General features: G+C 62.3%; 25 protein-coding genes. 16 read left to right on the top strand and 9 right to left on the bottom strand.

The window, feature by feature from the left end:
• Positions 1 to 40: 40 nt before the first annotated feature.
• Together ACSFC5_RS22415 and ACSFC5_RS22410 are read right to left on the bottom strand one after the other, a co-directional pair.
• A complete protein-coding gene (locus ACSFC5_RS22415) occupies positions 41 to 619 on the bottom strand; it encodes a VIT1/CCC1 transporter family protein (RefSeq protein WP_440767429.1) in 579 nt (192 codons plus the stop codon).
• 3 nt (positions 620 to 622) lie between these two features.
• Entirely contained in the window at positions 623 to 916 is a 294-nt protein-coding gene (locus tag ACSFC5_RS22410) for a DUF211 domain-containing protein (protein WP_440767428.1), read from the bottom strand.
• Between the two features lie 12 nt (positions 917 to 928).
• On the opposite strand from ACSFC5_RS22410, the gene ACSFC5_RS22405 reads away from it, so the two are divergent.
• Positions 929 to 1,306, top strand: coding sequence for a universal stress protein (locus tag ACSFC5_RS22405; protein WP_440767427.1), 378 nt, complete (start codon positions 929 to 931; stop codon positions 1,304 to 1,306).
• A gap of 192 nt (positions 1,307 to 1,498) precedes the next feature.
• Here ACSFC5_RS22405 and ACSFC5_RS22400 read toward each other — a convergent pair whose 3' ends face one another.
• From ACSFC5_RS22400 to ACSFC5_RS22390, 3 genes are read right to left on the bottom strand one after another with little or no spacing between them, the layout of a single operon-like run.
• The gene (locus ACSFC5_RS22400) at positions 1,499 to 1,960 is read right to left on the bottom strand and encodes a YeeE/YedE family protein (protein WP_440767426.1); all 462 of its coding nucleotides are present in this window, start codon (positions 1,958 to 1,960) and stop codon (positions 1,499 to 1,501) included.
• Positions 1,961 to 2,015: 55 nt separating this feature from the next.
• Positions 2,016 to 2,573: a YeeE/YedE family protein gene (locus tag ACSFC5_RS22395; RefSeq protein WP_440767425.1), complete on the bottom strand. Its 558-nt coding sequence runs from the start codon at positions 2,571 to 2,573 to the stop codon at positions 2,016 to 2,018.
• A 20-nt stretch (positions 2,574 to 2,593) separates the two neighbouring features.
• Complete coding sequence (locus ACSFC5_RS22390) at positions 2,594 to 3,787, bottom strand: MBL fold metallo-hydrolase (protein ID WP_440767457.1); 1,194 nt, start codon at positions 3,785 to 3,787, stop codon at positions 2,594 to 2,596.
• 245 nt (positions 3,788 to 4,032) lie between these two features.
• Here ACSFC5_RS22390 and ACSFC5_RS22385 point away from each other — a divergent pair, with 245 nt between their 5' ends.
• The 3 genes from ACSFC5_RS22385 (at position 4,033) to ACSFC5_RS22375 (ending at position 6,097) form a co-directional block, all read left to right on the top strand.
• Positions 4,033 to 4,278 (top strand): sulfurtransferase TusA family protein, encoded by a 246-nt coding sequence (locus tag ACSFC5_RS22385; RefSeq protein WP_440767424.1) that lies wholly within the window; start codon positions 4,033 to 4,035, stop codon positions 4,276 to 4,278.
• 1 nt (position 4,279) lies between these two features.
• Positions 4,280 to 4,873 (top strand): DsrE/DsrF/DrsH-like family protein, encoded by a 594-nt coding sequence (locus tag ACSFC5_RS22380; protein ID WP_440767423.1) that lies wholly within the window; start codon positions 4,280 to 4,282, stop codon positions 4,871 to 4,873.
• A gap of 81 nt (positions 4,874 to 4,954) precedes the next feature.
• The gene (locus tag ACSFC5_RS22375) at positions 4,955 to 6,097 is read left to right on the top strand and encodes an SPFH domain-containing protein (protein ID WP_440767422.1); all 1,143 of its coding nucleotides are present in this window, start codon (positions 4,955 to 4,957) and stop codon (positions 6,095 to 6,097) included.
• Between the two features lie 115 nt (positions 6,098 to 6,212).
• Here ACSFC5_RS22375 and ACSFC5_RS22370 read toward each other — a convergent pair whose 3' ends face one another.
• Positions 6,213 to 6,578, bottom strand: coding sequence for a helix-turn-helix domain-containing protein (locus tag ACSFC5_RS22370; RefSeq protein ID WP_440767421.1), 366 nt, complete (start codon positions 6,576 to 6,578; stop codon positions 6,213 to 6,215).
• A gap of 143 nt (positions 6,579 to 6,721) precedes the next feature.
• Between ACSFC5_RS22370 and ACSFC5_RS22365 the strand changes: the two genes are divergently transcribed.
• From ACSFC5_RS22365 to ACSFC5_RS22345, 5 genes are all read left to right on the top strand, one after another.
• A complete protein-coding gene (locus tag ACSFC5_RS22365; RefSeq protein WP_440767420.1) occupies positions 6,722 to 7,411 on the top strand; it encodes a cob(I)yrinic acid a,c-diamide adenosyltransferase in 690 nt (229 codons plus the stop codon).
• 121 nt (positions 7,412 to 7,532) lie between these two features.
• The gene (locus tag ACSFC5_RS22360) at positions 7,533 to 7,949 is read left to right on the top strand and encodes a universal stress protein (protein WP_440767419.1); all 417 of its coding nucleotides are present in this window, start codon (positions 7,533 to 7,535) and stop codon (positions 7,947 to 7,949) included.
• A gap of 101 nt (positions 7,950 to 8,050) precedes the next feature.
• The gene (locus ACSFC5_RS22355; protein ID WP_440767418.1) at positions 8,051 to 8,851 is read left to right on the top strand and encodes a ZIP family metal transporter; all 801 of its coding nucleotides are present in this window, start codon (positions 8,051 to 8,053) and stop codon (positions 8,849 to 8,851) included.
• Between the two features lie 107 nt (positions 8,852 to 8,958).
• Positions 8,959 to 9,780 carry an ABC transporter ATP-binding protein gene (locus ACSFC5_RS22350; protein WP_440767417.1) on the top strand — a complete coding sequence of 274 codons (822 nt, stop codon included), beginning with the start codon at positions 8,959 to 8,961 and terminating at the stop codon, positions 9,778 to 9,780.
• A complete protein-coding gene (locus ACSFC5_RS22345; RefSeq protein WP_440767416.1) occupies positions 9,777 to 11,237 on the top strand; it encodes a hypothetical protein in 1,461 nt (486 codons plus the stop codon). The genes ACSFC5_RS22350 and ACSFC5_RS22345 overlap by 4 nt, the downstream gene beginning before the upstream one ends.
• Before the next feature lie 160 nt (positions 11,238 to 11,397).
• Here ACSFC5_RS22345 and ACSFC5_RS22340 read toward each other — a convergent pair whose 3' ends face one another.
• Entirely contained in the window at positions 11,398 to 12,636 is a 1,239-nt protein-coding gene (locus ACSFC5_RS22340) for an orc1/cdc6 family replication initiation protein (RefSeq protein WP_440767415.1), read from the bottom strand.
• 529 nt (positions 12,637 to 13,165) lie between these two features.
• Here ACSFC5_RS22340 and ACSFC5_RS22335 point away from each other — a divergent pair.
• Together ACSFC5_RS22335 and ACSFC5_RS22330 are read left to right on the top strand one after the other, a co-directional pair.
• A complete protein-coding gene (locus ACSFC5_RS22335) occupies positions 13,166 to 13,378 on the top strand; it encodes a hypothetical protein (protein WP_440767414.1) in 213 nt (70 codons plus the stop codon).
• Between the two features lie 96 nt (positions 13,379 to 13,474).
• Entirely contained in the window at positions 13,475 to 15,145 is a 1,671-nt protein-coding gene (locus tag ACSFC5_RS22330; RefSeq protein ID WP_440767413.1) for a cobyric acid synthase, read from the top strand.
• Between the two features lie 75 nt (positions 15,146 to 15,220).
• On the opposite strand, the gene ACSFC5_RS22325 is transcribed toward ACSFC5_RS22330, so the two are convergent.
• Positions 15,221 to 15,610, bottom strand: coding sequence for a CopG family transcriptional regulator (locus tag ACSFC5_RS22325; RefSeq protein ID WP_090311696.1), 390 nt, complete (start codon positions 15,608 to 15,610; stop codon positions 15,221 to 15,223).
• 176 nt (positions 15,611 to 15,786) lie between these two features.
• Here ACSFC5_RS22325 and ACSFC5_RS22320 point away from each other — a divergent pair, with 176 nt between their 5' ends.
• The 5 genes from ACSFC5_RS22320 to ACSFC5_RS22300 all read left to right on the top strand — a co-directional run bounded on the left by ACSFC5_RS22320 (position 15,787) and on the right by ACSFC5_RS22300 (position 21,558).
• Positions 15,787 to 16,557, top strand: a complete 771-nt coding sequence (locus ACSFC5_RS22320) for a hypothetical protein (protein WP_440767412.1) — start codon at positions 15,787 to 15,789, stop codon at positions 16,555 to 16,557.
• A gap of 234 nt (positions 16,558 to 16,791) precedes the next feature.
• Positions 16,792 to 17,043 carry an MTH865 family protein gene (locus tag ACSFC5_RS22315; protein WP_090311698.1) on the top strand — a complete coding sequence of 84 codons (252 nt, stop codon included), beginning with the start codon at positions 16,792 to 16,794 and terminating at the stop codon, positions 17,041 to 17,043.
• Positions 17,044 to 17,798: 755 nt separating this feature from the next.
• Positions 17,799 to 19,841, top strand: a complete 2,043-nt coding sequence (locus ACSFC5_RS22310; protein WP_440767411.1) for a bacterio-opsin activator domain-containing protein — start codon at positions 17,799 to 17,801, stop codon at positions 19,839 to 19,841.
• 395 nt (positions 19,842 to 20,236) lie between these two features.
• Positions 20,237 to 20,608, top strand: a complete 372-nt coding sequence (locus tag ACSFC5_RS22305; RefSeq protein ID WP_440767410.1) for a hypothetical protein — start codon at positions 20,237 to 20,239, stop codon at positions 20,606 to 20,608.
• A gap of 185 nt (positions 20,609 to 20,793) precedes the next feature.
• Positions 20,794 to 21,558 (top strand): zinc metalloprotease, encoded by a 765-nt coding sequence (locus tag ACSFC5_RS22300; protein WP_440767409.1) that lies wholly within the window; start codon positions 20,794 to 20,796, stop codon positions 21,556 to 21,558.
• A gap of 110 nt (positions 21,559 to 21,668) precedes the next feature.
• On the opposite strand, the gene ACSFC5_RS22295 is transcribed toward ACSFC5_RS22300, so the two are convergent.
• Positions 21,669 to 22,025: a winged helix-turn-helix transcriptional regulator gene (locus ACSFC5_RS22295; RefSeq protein WP_440767408.1), complete on the bottom strand. Its 357-nt coding sequence runs from the start codon at positions 22,023 to 22,025 to the stop codon at positions 21,669 to 21,671.
• Positions 22,026 to 22,097 lie beyond the last annotated feature (72 nt).

Raw genomic sequence — 22,097 nt, 5'->3', positions numbered from 1 at the left:
GCTGGCCGTCCGTCGTGGACTACCACTGCGACTCGCCCTGTCAACCGGGCAAAAACAGGTTGAGAAACGCGACGACGATTCCCGCGAGACCCATCCGGATCCCGGCAACGATCCAGTTTTGTTTCGAGATCGAGCCCAAATACGCGCCGAAGACGAACAGCACCGTTACGCCGATGCCGACGGCCACGAGCGTCGCCTCGAGCAGCGAGAACACGACGCCGTGGGCGAGAAACGGGAGCAAGGGCAGGGTGATGCCGATGAGCGGGCCGATCCCGCTCGCGACGGCGTTGATCTTTCGGGCACCTGCGCGTCGTTCCTGGAGTGCCGTCCCCTCGAGATCGGTTAGCATCGCTCGCTCGATTCGTATCAGTTCGGCCTGTTTCTCCGCTCGCTCGATCTCCCAGACGCTCCAGACTCCCGACGTTCCCAGCCCGACGGCCGCGCCGAGGCCGATGGTGACGACAGTGATCCCCTCGGAAACCCCCGATAGGTACGCGCCGACGATAATCCCGATACTCGTCAGCGTGCCGTCGAAGCCGTTGGAGATGAAGTATCGCCGTGAAATCGACCTGACCTCCTCGTCCTCGAGGAGGGTGCGAACGATATCGAGTCGGCTCACGACTCAGCGGTCCTGTGGCGTGCCGCTCTGTTCGACCAGTCGCTCACCGCAGACGACCTGATCGATCGAGTGAACCGCGCCGCCGATCGACTCGACGGCATCCTCGATCGCGTCGGCGTCGAGGTCGTCGCCCTCAAGTGTCAGCTTGACCGTCTGGACCTCGCGGTCGGTCTCGACGAGGACGACGTTGGCGCCGTCGACACCCGAGGCGTCAGCGATCGTGGTAGTGAACTTGAGGATGTCCGGCTCGTAGGGCTTCAGGATATCGAGGACGAGACGCCGTATCGGGGGTGTCATGGTCGAACAGTCATGCTCAACGGACTTAGTGCCGGGGGACGAATCGATGCGGTTCGGCTCGTCCCGGAGCCGTCGTGTCGCGTTTTGGCCGTCTCTCCGGGGCGGAGACCGGCAGCCAGCGTTCGATCACGTCGGTTCCACCTCGAGGCGGCAGCCGCGGTCGCGACGGACGCGGGAGTCGAGGACGTCGAAACGCTGCTCGGGTTTGGATCGGTACCCCAGGAGATCCAGTCCGCCGCCGCGGGGACCGGTGTCGATCTCGTCGTGATGGCGACGCACGGACGAACCGGAGTCGGCCAGCACCTGCTCGGGTCCAACACGGAGCAAGTCCTCCGGACTGCGCCGGTTCCGGTCTTCACTACGGGCGTCGCCGACGACGGCGACCGGTAACCTGCGACGGACGGCAGACGAGGACGGCCGATCGGCGACAGCGCCTCGAGTTTGATCGGCCGCCAGATCGTGGCGGCTCATAGCCCGACGAGCCAGATCGCCCCGTAGCGGAGCCCTTGCGCGAGGGCGAACGAGCCACGATCGCGTTCGCACTGACGACCCGGAGTGCAGATCGACAGCCAAAATACAGAGTCAGTCGGCACCTGCCGGTACGGATTCCGTCCCGACCCGCTGGCTGCGCCAGACGCCCTGCAGGTAGGCGCCGACGAACATGCCGGCGAGCGCCCACAAGATCGTGACGTTGCCGACGCCGAGGCTGGCGTAGGCCGCGCCGGGACAGATTCCCGAGAGCCCCCAGCCGACGCCGAAGATCGCGCCCCCGATCAGGACGTTCCGATCGAACGGCTTCAGCCGGCGTTCGTACCTGTCGCCCGTTAACGGCGCGCTGTCGCGGATCCGTGGCATCACAGCGAACGCGATCCCGGAGACGATCGCCGCGCCGAACATGACGAACAGCAGTCCGAAATCCTCGAACTGCAGGAAATTGAGGACGACCTCGGGGCGGGCCATGTGGCTGAAACCGAGCCCGAAGCCGAAGATCAGGCCGCCGACGAAAATCAGTGGCATGAACAGCGGGTGGCGATTGCCGCTCACGGGTCGTCACCTCCCCGTTCGCGTTCCCGAGATTCTCGTCCGAGAATCTCGCTCATCACGGACTCACCCCCAGTGCCATCACGATCTGGGCCGTTCCGATCGCCACGGCGAGGAACGTCATCACGCCGACGATCGACGTCTTCGAGGCCGAGCCGACGCCACAGACGCCGTGGCCCGAGGTACAGCCCTTGCCGATCCGGGTGCCGATGCCGACGAGGATCCCGCCGAGGAACAGCCGCCAGGGCTGGACCTCCGTCAGCCAGAGCGTGACGCCGCCGAGCTCGTACAACTCGCCGGTCGCCCCGGCCTCGTAGAGCCCGCTCGAGACCAGTCCGGACTGGAACGTCAGCGCGTAGGCGAACGCGCCGGCGATGATCCCGAGCGTGAAGACGACCCGCCAGTCCCGTGAACTCCGGTAGCGCTGGAACCGCGACTGGTCGGAGACGTACGACAGCGTCGACTCGAGGAACGTGCTCGCGCCGGCCGCGATGCCGGTGCCGAGGTAGATAACGACAGCCCCGAGGCCGACGAGCAGCCCGCCGACGACGTAGCGGCTGATCCCCACGGGAAACAGCGATTCGTACAGCGCCGGAGCGAAGAGTTCAGTGACCATTCGACTGTGGATGTGGGTCGTTAGTCACCGGCCAGCGACTCCTGGCTGGCGGCGCAGTTGTTCGGACCGAGCTCGAGTTCGAACGCTTCTTGATCGCCGGTCTTCTGTTGACCGAGGTTCGTCGCGATGATGTCCTCGTAGTTTGCTGGCCGAGGCGGCATATCCGAGAGGATCAACTCGACGAACTCGTCTTCTGCCATCGTCAGGGCGGCCATCTCTTCCTCGAGCTGGCCGATCGGTGCCGTGTACGTGCCGTCCGCGGCGGGCTCGGCGACGTCGCTGTAGTGGGCACCGCCGACGAGAGTGTCGTCAGGCAGCGAGAGCACGCGCTCTTGCAGCGACTCGTAGAGCTGTTTGGCAGCGGCTTCGGCGCCGTCGTCGCCTTCTTCCAGGTCGGGACGAGCGACGCTCTCGACGAACAGCCCGTCGCCAGTCGCGAGCAGTTCGCCATCGATGAGGTACGAGGTCATCCCGGAGGTATGGCCGGGCGTGGAGACCGTCTCGATGACGGCGTCGCCGACCTCGAATTCGTCGCCGTCAGCCGCGAGGGTCATCTCGTCGGCGTATGTGACGCCGCGATCGACGGCGGCCGCGGGGATAACGCCTTCGACGTCCTCCTCTACAAGGGTCCGAACGCCCGAGATGTGGTCCGCGTGGATGTGCGTGTCGATCGCGTATTTTAGATCGACCCCCAGATCGTCCGCGTCCTCGAGGTACCGATCCGTGAACGCACGCAGCGGGTCGATCACGGCCGCCTCGTCGCCGGAGACGACGAGGTAGCCGAGACAACCGCTCGAGGGACGTTGATACTGGTAGAGTGTGCCCGCGCCGTCGTAGCGCTCGACCTCGACGGCTTCGTAGATGCGTGCCCAGCCATTCATCCCCTCCTCGAGGTGGTTTACGTCGTAGCCGCGCTCTTTGAGCGAGCCGGCGACGAACTCGCTGGCACCGCCTTTCGCACAGAGGACCGTGACCTCACGGTCGTCCGGAATCCCTGCAAGAACGTCGTCGTCGATCTCCTCGTCCAGGAAGTGGAAGTACGGGACGTTGACCGACTCAACGTGCTCGCCGTCGATCTTCCACTCCTCGTAATCCGACTCCATCCGGGCGTCGAGGAGCGTGACATCTTCGCCCGCGTCGATACGTGCTTTCAGCCCGTCCGACGTCACCGACTCGATCTCGACATCCGGCGTTGGAAAGTCCATGTCGTCCATATTGTACATTACTCGGTAGCGGCTACGAACCCTTAAGCGTTTGCATAGTATTTCCTAAATTGCACAATACAGCTTGCGGAGTGGATCGGAGAATAATCCAATAAGCGCGTGTAAAATGCTCATGTGGCGAATATACACCACTCCCGCAAACCACGGATGTTCTTATACAGTGCAATAACCGATATCCTTTTATGGGCGTGGTCGATATTGTATGATAGCTCCAATACAGAGCACAGAAATCAGCTATGAGTTCCCAATACGACACCTCGGAGACGCTCGACGTGAAAGGACAGTCCTGCCCGATGCCCATCGTCAAGACGAAGCAGGCCATCGACGACCTCGAGGCCGGCGATATCTTGGAAGTGGTTGCAACCGACTCGGGCAGTATAAGCGACATTCAGGGCTGGGCCGACGGCACCAGCGGGGTCGAACTCCTCGACCAGGTCGAGGATAGCGACCTCTACACCCACTACATCAAGAAAGCGGAATAACATGAGCACGGACAATTCCCCATCGTCGGTCGACGCCGACGGCGAAAGCGAGTTCGATGCCGCCGAGGTTCAGGCACTCCGCGAGCGCGTCGAGGAGCTCGAGGCGTCGATGGCCGAACTGGACGACGGCGACGACCAACAAAAGCTGACGATCGTCGCCACGCAGGGGAGTTTCGACATGGCGTATCCGCCGTTGATCCTCGCAAGCACGGCCGCCGCTTTCGGCTGGGACGTCGTCGTCTTCCACACGTTCTGGGGACTCGATATCCTCCACGAGGAGAAATCGAAGAACCTCAAGCTGAGCGCCGTCGGCAATCCGAACATGCCGCTGCCGAACGCGCTCGCCGCGCTCCCAGGGATGGACACGATGGCCACCAGGATGATGCAGAAGAAAATCGACGAAAACGGGACGGCCACCATCGAGGAACTGATCGACCTCTCGTTGGAAACCGGCGTCGACCTGCAGGCCTGTCAGATGACGATTGAGTTGATGGAGTACGACGAAGACGACTTCTACGACGATGTGACAACAGGCGTGGGCGCGGCGACCGCGCTGCAGCACATGGCCGAGTCCGACGTTCAGCTCCTTGTGTAGGTCACTTTTATCAATCGTGCGTAACTAAACGGACGCTAACGCAACCCAATGGTTATTGGGGCAGCGCCCCTGAGATGAACAATGAACGTTCTGGCACTCGGACCGCTGCAACTCGGTGATCCGATGCTGACCGCGGGAGTCGTCGTTCTCCTGCTCGTCGTCATCACCGTCTGGCAGATGGTTGAGATCGTCGACGCCTACGACAGGGGCGCACTGACCGTCTTCGGAGAGTACCGTAAACTGCTCGAGCCGGGGCTGAACATCGTTCCGCCGTTCGTCTCGCGGGTCTACACCTTCGACATGCGAACCCAGACGATCGACGTCCCGAGCCAGGAAGCGATCACGCGGGACAACTCCCCGGTGACGGCCGACGCCGTCATCTACATCCGAGTGATGGACGCCAAACGCGCGTTCCTCGAGGTCGAAAACTACGAGCGGGCGGTCTCGAACCTCGCCCAGACGACGCTGCGCGCCGTCATCGGCGACATGGAACTCGACGACACGCTCAGCCGCCGGGAGATGATCAACGAGCGAATTCGCACCGAACTCGACGAGCCCACCGACGAGTGGGGGATCCGCGTCGAGAGCGTCGAGGTCCGCGAGGTGACGCCGTCCCAGGGCGTCAAGGGCGCGATGGAACAGCAGACCTCCGCCGAGCGGAAACGCCGCGCCATGATTCTCGAAGCCCAAGGTGAACGCCGCAGCGCCGTCGAGAAGGCCGAAGGGGCCAAACAGAGCGAGATCATCCGTGCCCAGGGTGAAAAGCAGAGCCAGATCCTCGAGGCACAGGGAGACTCGATTTCGACGGTCCTGCGCGCGAAATCTGCCGAGTCGATGGGCGAACGCGCCATCATCGACCAGGGGATGGAGACGCTCGCCGAGATCGGCCAGAGCGACTCGACGACGTTCGTCATGCCCCAGGAACTCACCTCGATGGTCGGCCGCTACGGCAAGCATCTCTCGGGCAGCGACATCAAAGCGGACGGAGACGCACTCGAGAGCCTCGAGTTCGACGAGGAGACGCGCGAACTGATCGGGCTCGACGACATCGCCGAAATCATCGGCGAGATCGAGCAGACCGAGATGGACGTCGAAGCGATGGAAGCGGAGGCCCAGGCGATCAAAGAGGGCCAAGACATCGGCGGCGAGACGGAGCCATCTGCGACGGCGACCGAAATCGAACCCGACGTCGACTCCAGCGACGAGTCCGGCTCCGATCGCTAAGCCGTCCCGAAGCCGCCCCGAAGCCGCCCCGAAGCCGCGACTCGAGAACGGGATCAGCGATCGACTCAGAACGAGGCTTCAGAGGCAGGTGGGGCGAAGGGAGCGACCGATATCGTCAGAATTTCTCCGTCGCGTTCGACCAGATGCCGAGCGACTGGTCGGTCGATCGGTCGATATCGACGCGGAGTTCGCGATCCGGATCGAGGCTGATCGCGATCCGATCGAAGTTCGCCACATACCGCGATTTGTGATGGCGGCCCTGTCGCACGCCGACCGTTTCGTCGACGAGGTCGGCTTCGGTCAGCCGATCGAGTTTGCGGTAGGTCGTCGAGAGCGGCAGCTCGGCCTCGTCCGCGATTTCCGGGACGGTCTTGGGCGCCTCGAGCAACGAGATGATCTCCCGACAGTCGGCGTCGTCCAGCACGCCGATGATGCGCTCGAGATCGGGCCTGTCGCCGGACGACGAGAACTCGAGTGGCATAACTGCGACCACATTAGGAGCGAAGCCTAAAGACACGTTTGGTCGATACCGCCCGTCGTCTCCCCCGGTCATCGAATCGCTCGTCGGTCGGCGAATCACTCGATGTGCCTATCTACATATGCACCCGGGCCGACGGACACCGTATGAGCGACGATCACCCGTCGGAGTCGACGGTCGAAAACACGCCCGGACAGGGGCGAACGCCCGAAGCCGAGCGGATCGAGCCCTCGGCCCCCGAGGAGTTCGGCCTCGTGCAGGTCTGGTGGGGGGACGGAAAGGGGAAGACGACAGCCACGCTCGGCATGGGAATGCGCGCCGCGGGCCACGGCTACCGCGTCCACGTGCTCCAGTTCATGAAAGGCGGCGCCTCGAGCGTCGAGGCCGTCCGCGGCGAGTACAACGCGATGGCCGTGCTCCCCGGAATCAGCTACGAGAACCTCGGCCACTACGGCTGGCACGGCATGGCCGACGGCAGCGACGAGGCCGACCACGCGGCGCAGGCCCAGGCGGGCCTCGACCGCGCCCGCGAGTTGCTCGAGGCGGCCGACGGGACCGATCTGGGTTCGCCGATCGACCTCGACGCGCCGCCCGAAGACGGGGTCCACATGTTGATTCTGGACGAGGTGCTCTACGCCGCGGATCGCGGACTGCTCAGCGAGGACGATATCTACGGGCTGCTCGACGCGAAGCCGGCCGATCTCGAGTTCGTGCTCTCGGGCAGCCACGCCGAACCGACGTATCTCGAGGACCGAGTCGACCTGATCACCAACGTTCGAAAGGTGAAACACCCGATCGACGACGGCCAGCGGGCGCGACGCGGGACGGAGTTTTGAGTGGGGGCTCACTCGAGGGCGTGCTCCACTGTCGTGTTCGATCCCGATCTATCTCGGAGGTGTTTCCACGAAATGGGACTGTCACCCGTCCTATATACGGTCAGTCGTCGAACCGGTAGCTATGCACCTACTGGTTCCGATGGACGACTCCGAACCGGCGCGCGCGGCACTCGAACACGCACTCACGACGTTTCCCGACGCGACCATCACCGTGTTGCACGTCGTCGATCCGTCGATGGCGATGTACGGAGGTGACACGGCGTACAACGTCGAACGGGCCCTCGAGATCGAGGAGGAGAGAGCCGAGACGCTGTTCGAGCGCGCACGGGAACTCGCGAGCGAACACGACGTAACGATCGCGACCGAAACTATCAGTGGGCCGGCCGCCCGAGGCATCATCGAGTTCGCCGACGAACACGACATCGACGGAATCATCATCGGGAGCCACGGCCGGTCCGGCGTCTCCCGCGTCCTGCTCGGCAGCGTCGCCGAGCGCGTCGTTCGTCGCGCAACGGCCCCGGTGACGGTCGTCAGCTGAAGCAAAGAGCGGGCGATCGTCGGCCGAGGAGTGATGTGAGCTGTCGATTCGGCGGGCCGGCGGATCGACAACCGTAATGCGTTCTGACAGCGAGGAGTAATATGGTTATCGAGGGGCTCGTACTCGTACTCGGCGCCGGGATATTCACGGCGATAGTCTGCGGGTTGGGAACCCTCCCGTTCTTTTTCGTCGACGATATCAGCGACCGAGTGACCGTCGTCCTATGGGGGATCGCGGGCGGCATCATGCTGTTCGCGTCGCTGTTCGGGTTCGTCGTCGAAGGGCTCGAGGAGGGCACGCTGACCCAGGTCGGAACCGGCCTCCTGGTCGGCGTCGGACTCGTGATCGTCGCTAACCGGCTCATCTCAGATCACGAGTTCCGGCCCCGCGAAATGCCCGACGCCGACTTCCGAAAACTCGTCCTCATCGTCGGTATCCTGACCGTCCACAGCTTCCCGGAGGGGGTGGCTCTCGGGGTGGCGTTCGCCGATCTGGGCGTCGACGGCGACCTCGTCGTCGCAGGGCTTGCAGTGCCCGCGCTGGCGGTCTTCATCACGGTCGCGATCTCGATCCAGAACATCCCGGAGGGGCTCGCCGTGGCGATCCCGCTGCACACGTACGGGCTCCCGAACTGGAAGATCTTCGGCTGGGCGGTCTTCTCGAGCGTACCACAGCCGATCGGCGCGGGAATCGCGTTCGCGTTCGTCAGCGTCGCCCGCGAATTGCTCCCGTTTGGCTTCGGCTTCGCCGCCGGCGCGATGATCTACCTCGTGCTCCACGACATCTTCCCCGAGGCACTGGAACACGGCGCGGATCTTCGGGGCGGCGGTCGCCGGGAACTGGTCGGCGGAATCGTCCTCGGCGTCGCGATCATGCTCCCCGTCATGCTCCTGACGGAGTAGTGGCATCGGGAGGGTCGACGCGGCCCAGCGATTCCGCACTGGTCAAAAATGCCGACAGTCGTCGCCAGCACAATTATTATCGGGTACTGTGAACGATCACGCAGCCGATGGGTGTAATACAGGTCGACGGTCTGGTGAAGTCGTATGGGGATGTCGACGCAGTGGACGAGCTATCGTTTTCCGTCGAGCGGGGCGAGCTGTACGGCTTTCTCGGGCCGAACGGCGCCGGGAAGACGACCACGATCGAAGTCCTGACCGGACAGCTCCGGCCGGACGCAGGAACGGTTCAGGTCCTCGGGACCGACCCGACTGCTGAACCGATCGAAACGCGACACCGGGTCGGGATCCTGCCCGAACAGGGCTCGCCACCGAGCTTTCTGACGCCGCGGGAGTTTCTCGATTTCGTCGGGGATGTCCGCGGGCTCGAGCCCGATCGAGTCGCGACGCAGACCGACGTCTGGGCCGACCGACTCGGCTTCGAGAGCAAACTCGACACGCTCCACACGGATCTCTCGCGGGGCCAACAGCAGAAGGTAATGATCGCGCAGGCGTTCGTCCACGAACCCGACGTGGTCTTCATCGACGAGCCGCTGGCGAACCTCGATCCGCTGGTCCAGGAACAGGTCAAGCGGTTCCTCGTCTCCTACGCCGCCGGCGACAACGCCGTCTTCGTCTCGACGCACAACATCGACGTCGCCGAGGAGATCTGTACCCGGGTCGGCATCGTCGCCGATGGGCAGATCGTGACGGAACGGTCGCTCGACGGCAGTAACGGCGGTGATAGCGGTGCGGGCGATGGTCCCGATGACCGAAGCGACGGTATCGATAGCGACGAATCGTTGCTCGAGATCTTCCTCGAGCGCGTCGAGGACGCTGACGTTCGTGACGCACCGTCGCTCGATCGTCTAGAGGCCGAGCCGAAACAATGAGTACGGTCTCTCGCTCACCGCGATCGACGACGTGGCGACTGTTCGCGCTCCTTCTCCGGGAGGAGTGGCGGCTGCACACGCAGCTGTTCGGCGGCTGGCGATTCGTGCTCTTCCCGGTCGTCATCGGCGTCCTGACCGTCGGCGCGACGGTGGCGTTGCTCGAGACCGGAACCGCCGACGGAACGATCGTGACGGGGCTCCACGTCCTCGCGCTCGGCTTCGGACTCTACAGCGGGACGGCCGGTTTCGCGGGCTCGGACATGCTCGAGAACGTGTTCGGTCGACTCTCGCTCGTCCTCTCGACGTCGACGACGCTGCCGCTGTCCCGGCGGCGGTTGCTGGGGATCTTCCTCGTCAAGGACGCGCTGTTCTACGCAGTCGCGTTCGTGCTTCCGATGGCGCTCGCCAACGCGGTCCTCGTCGGAGAGGTGTCCGCCGCGCCGGTCGCCGTCGGGACGCTGTGGCTCTCGCTATCGCTTTCGTTCGCGGTGGGCATGGCGCTGACCGTCGCGATGATCGCGATTCGGACGCGCGGCGTGCCGACGTGGGCGATCGCCGGGACGATCGCAGTCGCTGCGGGCGGATCGTGGCTGACGGGAACCGCTCGAGACGGCTGGACCCTGTTCGTGCCGATCGAGGGCTCGCTCGGCGGTGCGCTCGGGTTGGCCGCCGGGACGGTTCTCGTCGGCGTAGCATCGCTCGCGCTGTACGACCCGACCTACGGCCGGCCCTCCCGGACTGCCGGCGACCGGTTCGCACGGCTCAGCGACGCGTTACCGCTGGGGACGGACAACAGCAGTGCGCTCGTCTCGAAAACGCTGCTCGATCTGGCGCGCTCGTCGGGCGGCGTCGCGAAGCCGTTCGTCTCCGCGGCGATCCTGTTCGCGCTCGTCGCCGCGCTCGTCGGCGTCGTCGACTCGATCACCGGCATCGCGCCCGCGCCAGGGATCTTCTTCGGCGGCGTGCTCGGCCTGACGGCGTTTACCACGTACAACTGGCTGACGCAGTTCGACTCGCTCGAGGACTACCTCACCTACCCCGTCTCGATCGAAGACGTCTTTCGGGCGAAACGGATCGCGTTCGTCCTCGTCGGCGCACCGACGGTCGCGGTGCCGTACCTGGCGGCGGTTGTCTGGTTCGACGCAACGATGCTGGATGCGCTGGTCGGTGTGATTTTGTTGGCGGGCTACGCCCTGTACTACTACGGCCTAACCGTCTACATCGCCGGCTTCGATCCCAACGAGTTCCTCTTCGACGCCGTTCGGTTCACGATGTTCACCGTCGGCGTCGGCGTCGCGCTCGTGCCGACGCTGGTCGCCGGGTTCGTCGTCGTGCCGCCGTCCGGGGCTGTTGCCCTCGTGCTCGGCGTTGCAGGGGTTGGGTTTGGTGTGATCGGGGTGGTGCTCTCGAGTCGCGCCGGGCCGCGCTGGGAGGAACGGTATCGAGTGAGTGACTGAGAGTTACAACTCGAATTCGGTGATAGGACACGCAACCGCTACAAGTGAAAGGCGGTAGTTCAGCCCGTGAGAACCCGACGACTGGCCGGCAGGTAAAAGAAAGAAACGTTTGAATCGGTGGTGTGGGGGTCACCTGCTGACTGATCGGTTCTGTGAAAGGTCACACGAGACCTCCTTCTTTCGCGTTTCGCCACAGCGATTCCAAATCGAGTTCACTGCTCATATGTAGATTTTCCAGCGTTGAGAGGGCTGCATCGATCGGGACATCGATCTCGTACTCGTAATATATCCCACCACCTCTGCCATCGTTTCGCTTCGTTCGATTGAGAACGCCAAGCATCGAGAGTTCAGCTAAGTGATTGTGGAACGCTCTGCCTCCGAGTGGATCACGGTCAGTCGCGACCGCGAGATCCGTATACTGTTCGTAAAGGTCTTGCTTTTGAAAAGGTACTCGAGACGGTCGTGAAACAGTCGCCGAGACAACTGCCAGAAGAGTGAGATGCCCGTGAGAGGTTAGCTCCTTCATACTCTCTTCGATCCGCTGTTTTTCGAGCAGCTGCTTCGCCTCGCGAACATGATCCTCAGTGACGACGGAGTCACTTCGTCGACGAGCCAAATCTCCGGCTTCGAGCAGTAGATCGAGGCCTTGACGAGCACTGCCCTTATCTTGCGCAGCAAGTGCTGCACATAATGGGACAACCTCTCCCTCGAGAATACCGTTTTTAAACGCAAGCGAGGCACGTTTTTCGAGGATATTTTGGAGTTCGTTCGCGTCGTACGGTGGAAAGTGGAGTTCGCGCTCACACAACGTGTCTTCAACGCACGGATCGAGTTTTTCGCGGTACTTAAAATCGTTGCTGATCCCGATGATTCCGATACGAGCACGTTCGATTTTCTCGTTGCTCCGGGCGCGAGGGAGCTGATAGAGGATCGAATCGTCGTCTCCAATATAATCAACTTCGTCCAAAACGATCAGGACGGTTCCGCCGATCTGGTCAAGTTCTGTCCACAACTTTTCGTAAACACCATTCAACGGATGTCCTGTTCGACTGATTTGCTCGGAGGGACTACGGAACGTATTGACGAGTGCGACAGCCACTCGATAGCTGCTGGTCAGATCCTCGCAGTTTAGGTAGACCGTCGTGATGGAGAGGTCGTCGTACTGTTTTGCATCTTCCTCGAGGTGATGGAGAAGATACTTTGTGGCCGCTGTTTTTCCAACTCCTGTTTTACCGTAGAGAAAGATATTCCGCGGTTGTGAACCATTGATAACGGGCTGAAAATACGCGGTATACTGTTCGAGTTCGTCGTTACGTTCCTCGAGCGAGTCGGGCTGATAATCGTCGTGGAGGACGTTTTCATCCTCGAAGATAGCTTCAGATCGCTCGAAGAGGGTCATTGGTTACAATCATTCACTCTATATAATAAAGGCACTGGTTCGAACGTTACGAACGATTCATTCGTTTCGATAGACAACAGAGAGACACCACTAATTCAAACGTTATGTGACGCGAGAACGCTTATTATCCGGAAAAGTACCGAATGAGGATGCTGAAAAATAAGTAAACTTATAATGATGCTTTTCTAATCAGAACCGTAATGCACTCGTTTTGAAAACGTTTGAACAAGTGGTGTGTGAGAAGTAGTCTGGCCCATTGCAGAGAGTGAATGCGCGAAAATAGGCTAGTTACGACATCTGTCCCAACGATACGTTTGAATCGGTGGTGGGGTCTGTAACGCCACTCAAGAGAGGGTGGGCAGGAAAACGATTGAACAGGTGGTGTCTCTCTCATCGGAAGCTGTCGGGACAGACCGTCCTCGAAAGCATGATATGAATTGCAGATTCGAGTCGGCTCACGTCTGTACCCTGAAAGCGCCCGTCATCTGCAAGGCACACCCAGACCAGCCAATCCGTTGATCGGTCTCGCATGAAGGTCATCTACAAACCTGGCAACGCCTACGAGGAGATCAACTGCTTCGACTTCCGCGAGTACGAACACGGGATCGTCCTCCACGACGAGGAGGGCTACAACATCGGCTATGTCCCCCACGAGATTCTGAGCCACATCGAACCGCACGAGGGGGAGATGGTCGAGTTCGAAGGCGGCCAGCCGCCGGAACCCGGCTACGACGACGAATAGTGGGCGAGACGACCTCGAGCGAGGGACTCACTCGAGTCCGCGCCACGCCGAACCGATAGGACGATACTTCACGGCACGCGAGTAGCCCCAACGCGGATGACACGAACCCTTCTCGTCGCGGGGACCGCCAGCCACGTCGGCAAGTCGACGGTCGCCGCCGGACTCTGCCGGCTGCTCGCAGATCGTGGCGTTTCGGTCGCCCCGTTCAAGGGACAGAACATGAGTAACAACGCTCGCGTCGTGGTGCGAGCAGAGGACGCCGAGAGCGATAACGAGGATTTCGCCAGCAGTCGAAACGACGCCACGGACGTCGACCAACCGAACGCCGACCAGTGGGGTGAGATCGGCGTCTCCCAGTTCGTGCAGGCTCGAGCGGCCCGCACGACGCCGACCACCGACTGCAATCCGGTGCTGCTCAAACCCCGCGGCGACGGGGAGAGCCAGCTCGTCCTCCAGGGAGCGGCCCACGGGCACGTTCCCGCCGGCGAGTACTACGAATCGTACTGGAACGAAGCCCGCACCGCGGCCGAAGGCTCCTTCCACCGACTCGCGGCCGACCACGACGTAATCATCGCGGAGGGCGCGGGGAGCATCGGCGAGATCAATCTCCACGATCGGGACCTCGCAAACGTCGAGACGGCTCAATTCGCCGACGCCGACGTCCTTCTGTTGGTCGATATCGAACGCGGCGGGGCGTTCGCCAGCCTCTACGGCACCGTCGAGCTCCTGCCCGACGCGCTTCGCGAGCGCGTCGTGGGCGCAGCCATCACCAAATTCCGGGGCGACCCGACGCTGCTCGAGCCCGGCATCGAGGAGATCGAGGCGAAAACCGGCGTCCCGATTCTGGGGGTCCTCCCCTACGACGATCCGGGACTGCCCGAGGAGGACAGCGTCGGCCTTCCGTCGACGAGTGAACGCGGCATGCTGGGTGACGACGACGGCGTGCCCGCCGACCGACGGTTGCGGATCGCCGTCCCCCGACTCCCCAGAATCTCGAACGCGACGGATCTCGAGGCGCTGGCGGCTGAACCCGGCGTCTCGGTCGTTTTCGTCCCGGTCGAGAGCGGGTCGACCGACGAGGGCGGAGACGCAACCGTGAACGCGGTGGCGGCGCTCGAGGACGTCGACGCCGATGCCGTCGTCCTGCCGGGGACGAAGAACACGGTGGACGATCTGCTGGCGCTCCACCGGGCCGGTTTCGGAGACGCGCTCGCGAATTTCGACGGCCCGATCGTGGGCGTCTGTGGTGGCTACCAGCTACTTGGCGAGCGAATCACGAACGCCTCGCTCGAAGGCACGGGCGAGGCGGACGTGATCGACGGACTCGGCCTGCTGCCGGTCGAGACCGAGTTCGAGGGCAGCAAACGGCTCGAGCAGACGTCGGTTCCGGTCGACGGAACCGCGACGCCGCTGCTCGCCGGCATCGGAACGGATGGGACCGCCTCTGGGTACGAGATCCACGCCGGACGAACGCGGGCGCTCGAGGACGTCTCTCGGCCGCTCGGGGAGTCGAGTGCGGCCCGCGGGCGTGTGCTAGGGACGTATCTCCACGGACTGTTCGATAACAAGGCGGTTCGGTCGGCGTTTCTCGCACACGTTGCCAACGAAGCTGGAATCGAGTGGCCGCCGCTTGCTAGTGAATCGACGGCAACTAATGGGAAGGCAGCGGCCGGCACGTCGCCCTACGACCGCGCCGCGACGCTGGTCCGCGACAATCTCGATCTCGAGGCGCTGGGCGAACCGTTCGACGAAGCCCTCGACTCCTGAGACTGGGGAGCGCTGGTCGGATCCATCTCCGTGGGGATCGAACGACGTTCGGGTCGAGCGAAACCGACTGCGAAATTAGGCAGACTGGTTACGGTAGGTTCCGAGCAGTTCCTCGAGGATAATACACTCCTGGTCGGTCGAATCGTAGTGAGTGTCGATGAAGCGTTCCGCGGCCTCGTAGTCGCCGCGAAGGCCGTGTTTGCGGACGTTGATCACGGCGTCGAGAAAGAACGTGCCGCCGTCCGTGCCCAGCACGGCCGCGTGATCCTGCTCGCTGATATCGAGTTCGGACTTGATCTCGTCGAAGTTGAACGTCTCCACCTCGTGATCGGAGTTGATCAGCGTCAGTACGTACTCCGCGGAGAAGCGATAGAACTCGGATTTGCTCTCGAACATACCGTCGTCGACGAGTTCGTCGATCGCCTCGACGACCTCGTCCGGGTATCTGACGGTATCTTTCGCCATATCGACACAGTGCACACTCCTGGCTCATTACTGTTTCGAACAGCTGTAGACTTTGAGACAGGATCGGAAGACTCGGACGAAACCGACGGACACTCGAGGCTCGTATCGAGTCTCGAAACGGAACGAACGTTAAAGCGAACGGGAGGGGTTGGGCCACACAGATAGGTGTAATCGACGTGTCTTTCGGCCTCTTCGTCAGTTCCCTCCCCTGGTGGTTGGCAGCGCCGCTGCTCCAGCTTGCGGTACTCGTCGTCGGGATGGCACTCGACGAAACCTACGTCAATCGGACGACGATCCTCACCGGCGCTATCGCCACGCACATGCACATCTTCGTCGCCGGCGACGTCGGAGTCCTGGTCGCGCTGTACGCCGATATCGGTCTCCTGGTCGGTGCATACGGGCTGTACAGCTACGTGATCGATGGCTACGTCGGGGCCTGGTTTCGATTGCTCGCGTACTTCGTCTACTCGCCGCTGGCGGTCTTTCTCGTCATCCTGACCGCCGGACCGACGCTGTTCGGGATCGAGCCGCTGGTCGTTCCTGCACTCGCGGTCGCTGGGTACGCCAACCTCCAGCTTCGCGAGTACCTCAGCCCCAGAGAACCGTATTACTTCGGTCCCGACTCGCAAGATTCGTTCGAAGCGAGCCTCGAGACCGAAGCGACTGCCGGATCACCGGTCGACGCACCGACCGCCGAGACTGGCGGCTCAACGGCCGAGTCGGCCACAACAGCGTCCGAAACCGAGCCGACAGCAGCGGCGACAGCCGACGAAGCGACTGCCCGTTCCGCCGGCGCGCCGGAATCCGGCCACGCGGAGACGGACCCGTTCGACGACCCCGGCGTGCGTAACGATGGCACCGAATTCGATCATCCTGGGGCCGAGCCGGCGGCCGCCGCGGACTCGAGCGAACGGGGGATCCTTCCGGAGTTCATGCGCCGACTCTAGCTGGACGGGTCGTCTACAGGCGATGCAGACCGAGGCGGTTTACCGTGCCGACAAATCAGCACGGAACCGCTCGCTGCAGGACGGGCAGCTGTTGTGCGGTCCACCTGCGCGAATTATTGTCAGACGTCACTGTAGAGGATCCCTTATCGCCACAGTAGCGGTCTTATCGCGCCGACGGCGCCAGTAGCAACTACCTGCAAATTTATTATTTATCGGGCATAACTAGCACGCGCAATGGCAGATGAATCCGAAATCCGCGACCAGATGATCGACGCGTTCGAAGGTGCCGACTATCCAATCTCGAGCCCCATGGATCTCGTGCCGGCACTGCCAAACGGTCCCGGGACGAAGTTCGAGTCCGGCGACTTCTCGATGACCGCGATGGAGCTGAACACGAAGACGTCGGGCGGGGACTTCCCCTACGACGACCCCGAGTCCTTCGTCGACGACATCATCGAGGACCTCAAAGAACAGGGCGAGATCTAACTCGGACGGGGAAACTCGAACCCGTATCACCGAACGACCGTTTCACGCACGGGAGACGGACTGGCTCCCCGGCGATTCCAGTCCTCATTCCTCCAACGATCACGGCTCAGTAGATCCACGACTCAGCAAATTCACGGCTCAGTAGATCCACGACTCAGCAAATTCACGGCTCAGTAGTTGCCCAGCAGTCAGTGGTCGTCGTCCCAATGTGGCGGTGCAGACACCGACACCAGTTTCAGCGAATCCGGATCGGAGATATCGACCTGCCGAAATGTGGTCACACGGGCACCGTGGTGGCCCCTCCGAAGCGACGTGGTGACAGTCTTGGAACTGCGCGGTGACTGTCCCTGAGCGACGTGGTGATCACCCAACCTGCACTACCGTCGCCTATCGAGACGGTATCGTACAAGCAGTGAATAAGTTCTACACAGTGTAAACCGTGCACACTGTGTTAACGAGCCATCATTCCAGAAATCAAGCGAGCGGGCGACGAACGAGGTGAACCACCGTCGAACGTGTTCCCGGCTGCCGAGACGTCTGGCGTGTCGACTGAACAGCCCGTGAGCGGAACTCACGAGTCCCCACGGAGTTAATATCAAATTTTATGAGATTCGGTCGATCGTTCGACATCGCCCACGACTTCCCGAACGGCTCGTCTAGCGGCGGGGCGATGTACCAGTAGTCTTTTATTCTGATGTGGTGATAGGACAGAAAGAAGACGGCGTTAGATTGCGATCGGTAAATACTGGTACCGCATGTTCCACGAGAACCCATCCGAATCGATCACTCATATCACGGCTGCTCGATCGAGTTCCCTCCAGAGCCGACTCCGGGACGGGACACCGTACACGACTCGAACGGTTTCGGTAGCGACGGCTCTCGAAAACGGTCTCGCGGACGAGTTCGACTCCGCTTCTCGAGACGGAGGCGACGCACAGGGTCCCGTCGCCGTCGTCATCGAGCACGACGATCCGGCGGAAACGAAGGCCCTACTCGAGCAGTGTCGCACGACCGATGCAGCCGTTCCGACAATCGTGGTCCCGGAAACGGGAAGCGAAGCACTCGCGGCGGCTGCGTTGCGGGGAAACGCGGAGGAGTACGTCGCTTCCGAGACGGACGACGATCCGATCGAACGAATTCTCGAGACGGTCCGCTCGAGCCAGGAGACGCGCTTGAAGTCGGCGAGAACGCAGCCGTCGGCACGAACTGACGACCGCGACTACCACCGAATCCTCGCAAACGAACTGCCCGACGAGGCGTTCGTCCTCGGCGAAGACGGAACCTACCTCGAGGTGAAAGTGCGACCGGACGCCGCGGAACTGTACACGAAGCCGCCCGACCAGCTGACGGGTGAACAGCTCCAAAACGTCTTCCCGGACGACGTCGCCGCGAAGTTAGAAGCGTGTATCGACCGAACGCTCCGGACCGATACGATTCAGACGATCGAGTACGGCGCGAAGACGACCGACGGAGACAGACAGTTCGAGGCCCGAGTCGTCCCGATCGACGATCGAATCGAGGGGCAACGAGCCGTCGTCTGGCTCGCCAGGGATATCACCGAACGGGCGAAACGCGAACGCGAGCTTCGATCGCGTCAGGATCAACTCGAGACCCTCAATCGAATCAGCGCGGTCGTCGGACAAGTAATCGATACACTGGTGGAGGCTCCGTCACGCGACGCCATCGAGCGCGAGGTCTGTGAACAGCTCGTCGACTCGGAGCTGTACTGTGGCGCCTGGATCGCCGAGCGCACGGGCGAAGGGACGCTTGCGTACCGAACCGGTGCCGGCAACGCCGAGAGCTACCTCGAGGCAGTCGAAGCGCTCGACGCCGACCACGAGTGGTTGGGACAGCGAACCGTCCAGACGGGATCGGCCCAGACGGAGATGGACGTCCAGAAGAGCGAGACGGTCCCCGAGCCGTTGCAGAACGCCGCTCGCGAGGACGACGTCAGGTCGGCGATCACCGTTCCAATCGACCACAACGACTCGATTTACGGCGTGTTGACCGTCCTCTCGAGCCGTGACGAGGCGTTCAGTGGCGACGAATTGACCGGCTTCGAACTTCTCGGCGAGACCATCGGCTTCACCATCATGGCCGTGAAGAATCGGCAGCTGCTGTTCGCCGATACGGTCGTCGAACTCGAGTTTCGGATCGACGGCGGCGACACGTTCGCGTTCGACCTCTCGGAGGAGTACGGCTGTACGTGTTCGCTCGAGTGGGCCGGAACGACCTCCAGCGGGCGGACCGTTCAGTACGTGACGGTCGACGGAATCAACGGCGAAACCGTCCTCGAAGCGGCCAACAACCACCACTCGATCGAGGAATGTCGACTCATCCACGACGGCGATACCAACTGTACGATCGAGATGCGCCTCTCCGAGTCGGGCGTTCGGACGCTGGCAAATCACGGCGCGACGATCAGGGACGTCAGCGTCGAGGACGGCGTCGGCCGCTGCGTGATCGAGGTGTCCCAGGACGCGGACGTCCGGGAGATCGCGGAGGCGCTGACCGTCGTCTACGAGAACACACAGCTCATCGCTCGTCGCGAAGTCGACCGATCGGTGCAGACGGCAGCCGAGCGTCGCGACCGAATCCTCGATCAGCTCACCGATCGACAGCTGACCACGTTGCGACTCGCCTACTACAGCGGCTTTTTCGACTGGCCCCGCGAGAGTACCGGCGAGGAGATCGCCGACACGATGGGAGTCACTCCACCGACGATGCACCAGCACCTTCGAAAGGGGCTGAAGGCGGTGCTCTGCGAGTTCTTCGATGTTGGCACCGAGGCGGAGTGACGGCACAGTCAACGTCGAACGAGGTGCGGACCGACCTCGCTACTGGGGTGGCCGTTCTCGGTTTGATCGATAGGTCTTCACCGGAAATCCGGTGTGCGAGGTGAGAGATCCACCGATCGAAACGCGAAAATCGAGAGCATACGGACACGAACGGTTCGATATCGGGTGGGCGACGAGCTTATTACGTACTGAGGGCGGCAGCGGACGAAACGGGAGCGATACGCGACCCAACAACGGGTTGTGTCAACGACGACGACCGCTATTCTGCCGAGCGACGGACAACTCATCAAGACGCCAGCGAAGGCACCACCCTCGGTCGCATACCTGCGTCCGAACTCGCCCGCGGAACATTCATAACGAGATCCGATAGTCACGATATCTTAAAGAAACGGTATGTGAACCCGAGGGCCGATGCCGTCGCCTCGAGTTCGAACGACTGGGATGGGGACGACAACCACCTCAACGACGATCACCGTCGACCGACCGACGGAGAGCGTGGTATCGTGGTGATGGATACGCCCGTCGACGTACTCTACGAGGGGGCAAACGGCCACTACTACACCGATTGCCAGGTTACGACCAATCTGCGTACCGAACGATGGAAGCCATGCATCAGACAGCGTGACCCGGACCGGCGACTGGTGGAAACGAGCCACGGTAGCTTGCTGTTGCTGACACCGACAGACGATCTCCCCGCCTGGGCGGAGATACGCGTCGACGACCGCGGTACTCGCGTCGTCGATACGCGACGTCCACTCCCCGAGTAACGTCCCTCTCGGCAGTTTTCGTTACGTTCGACGGTGACCGCAGCCTGACGATGCACGTCCTAAGCAACGGTATCGGTTCGACGTCGAAATGAGCGTGTCTGTGAGTATCAACCAGGACTGACCAACTATAATAGAGAGCTATGTGAAGCGATACGAACTGGCCATCGGAGGCGAGAGGAACGAACGTGAATCGACGCGTATTTCTCGGCACGACGGGCTCTCTCGCCTCCGTCGGGACGCTGGCGTACGCGACCCGGGACCCCGTCGACACGCTCGAGATTCGCGTCTGGCTCTCGGAGCAGGCGGCGAGTTACGGCGGCGTTACCGATCGTGTACAGGAGTACCTCGAACGAATCTTCGACCTCGAGTACTGGTCGCTCACGGTCTCGAGTGGCGGAGCCGTCGACGTCTCGACCGAGAACGGTGCGACGGTGACGAGCGGCGGTGAATGGCCAGCAGCGCTCGCTGCGGGGGCGATCGGCCGCCGTGATCTCTCACCGGTCTCCGACGTCAACCTGCTCGTCACGGACGGCCAGATGCGGCAGGCCCCGACCGGCTACGGGCTTCCGCACATCGCGTCGGTCGGCGGCGCTAGGCACATCGCAGCCCTCGACCCGTTCGAGGATCTCTTCTCGTCGCCGGAGACCGACGCGGACCGCTGGATCGTCCCGAACGGGCGGCCGCCGCGAACGATACAGATCCTCGCCCACGAAGTCGGTCACGCGCTGGGCTTACAACACGACCACGGCGTCACCTATCGATACGGGGACGCGATCGTCGCCTCACCAATGCTGAGCAGTTACGCCTGGTCGTCCGACTACGACGCCGATAGCTCGCGATGCGGCACGAGCTATCCCGACCCCGCGGGTCTCGACCGGAAGCTCAGCCTGGCGCTCTCGCCCTGTGCGCGCCGCGAACTCGCCAACTACGGCGGCGGATTTCTCCCGTAGACGAACGCTTATTTCACAACCCACCCCTGACGCGCCGACGGGGAGAGCCCGTCCGAAACGCATCGACGGGGAGGACTCGACCCGGAGCCGACGGGGAAGGTGCGACCGAATCAGTCTTCGTCGTCGTCGCTCTCGTCCTCGCCGCGGACGAAACTCGCCTGCGCGTCGCCGCTCTGCCCGGTCCCGCCCGCGCTTGGACCTTCGATTAGCGAATCGAAGTCGTCGACCTCGTCGTACTGCTCCCGGTAGACGAGCGCCGCCTTCCCGAGCGACGTAATCTCGTATAATCCGGACCGTTCTGCCGGCCCGATTTTCCGAACGAGTCCGTAATCTTCCAGTACCGGGAGCCTCGTGTTGATGTTTTTGCGGCTCTTTCCCGTATGAGCGGCGAGATTCGTGGCGACGTTTCGACCCTTGTCCTCGAGCGCCTCGAGAACCAAGAAATCAGTAGGTTGACGTAACTTCACTATCGTTCACTCTCTTCTGCCACTATATTTCCAGTGGTAACTAATACTTTCGCCTTTTTCGGTTGTGGTTTC

Source organism: Natronorubrum marinum (assembly GCF_052040125.1).
GTDB lineage: Archaea > Halobacteriota > Halobacteria > Halobacteriales > Natrialbaceae > Natronorubrum.
This window is presented reverse-complemented; position numbering and strand designations above follow the sequence as displayed.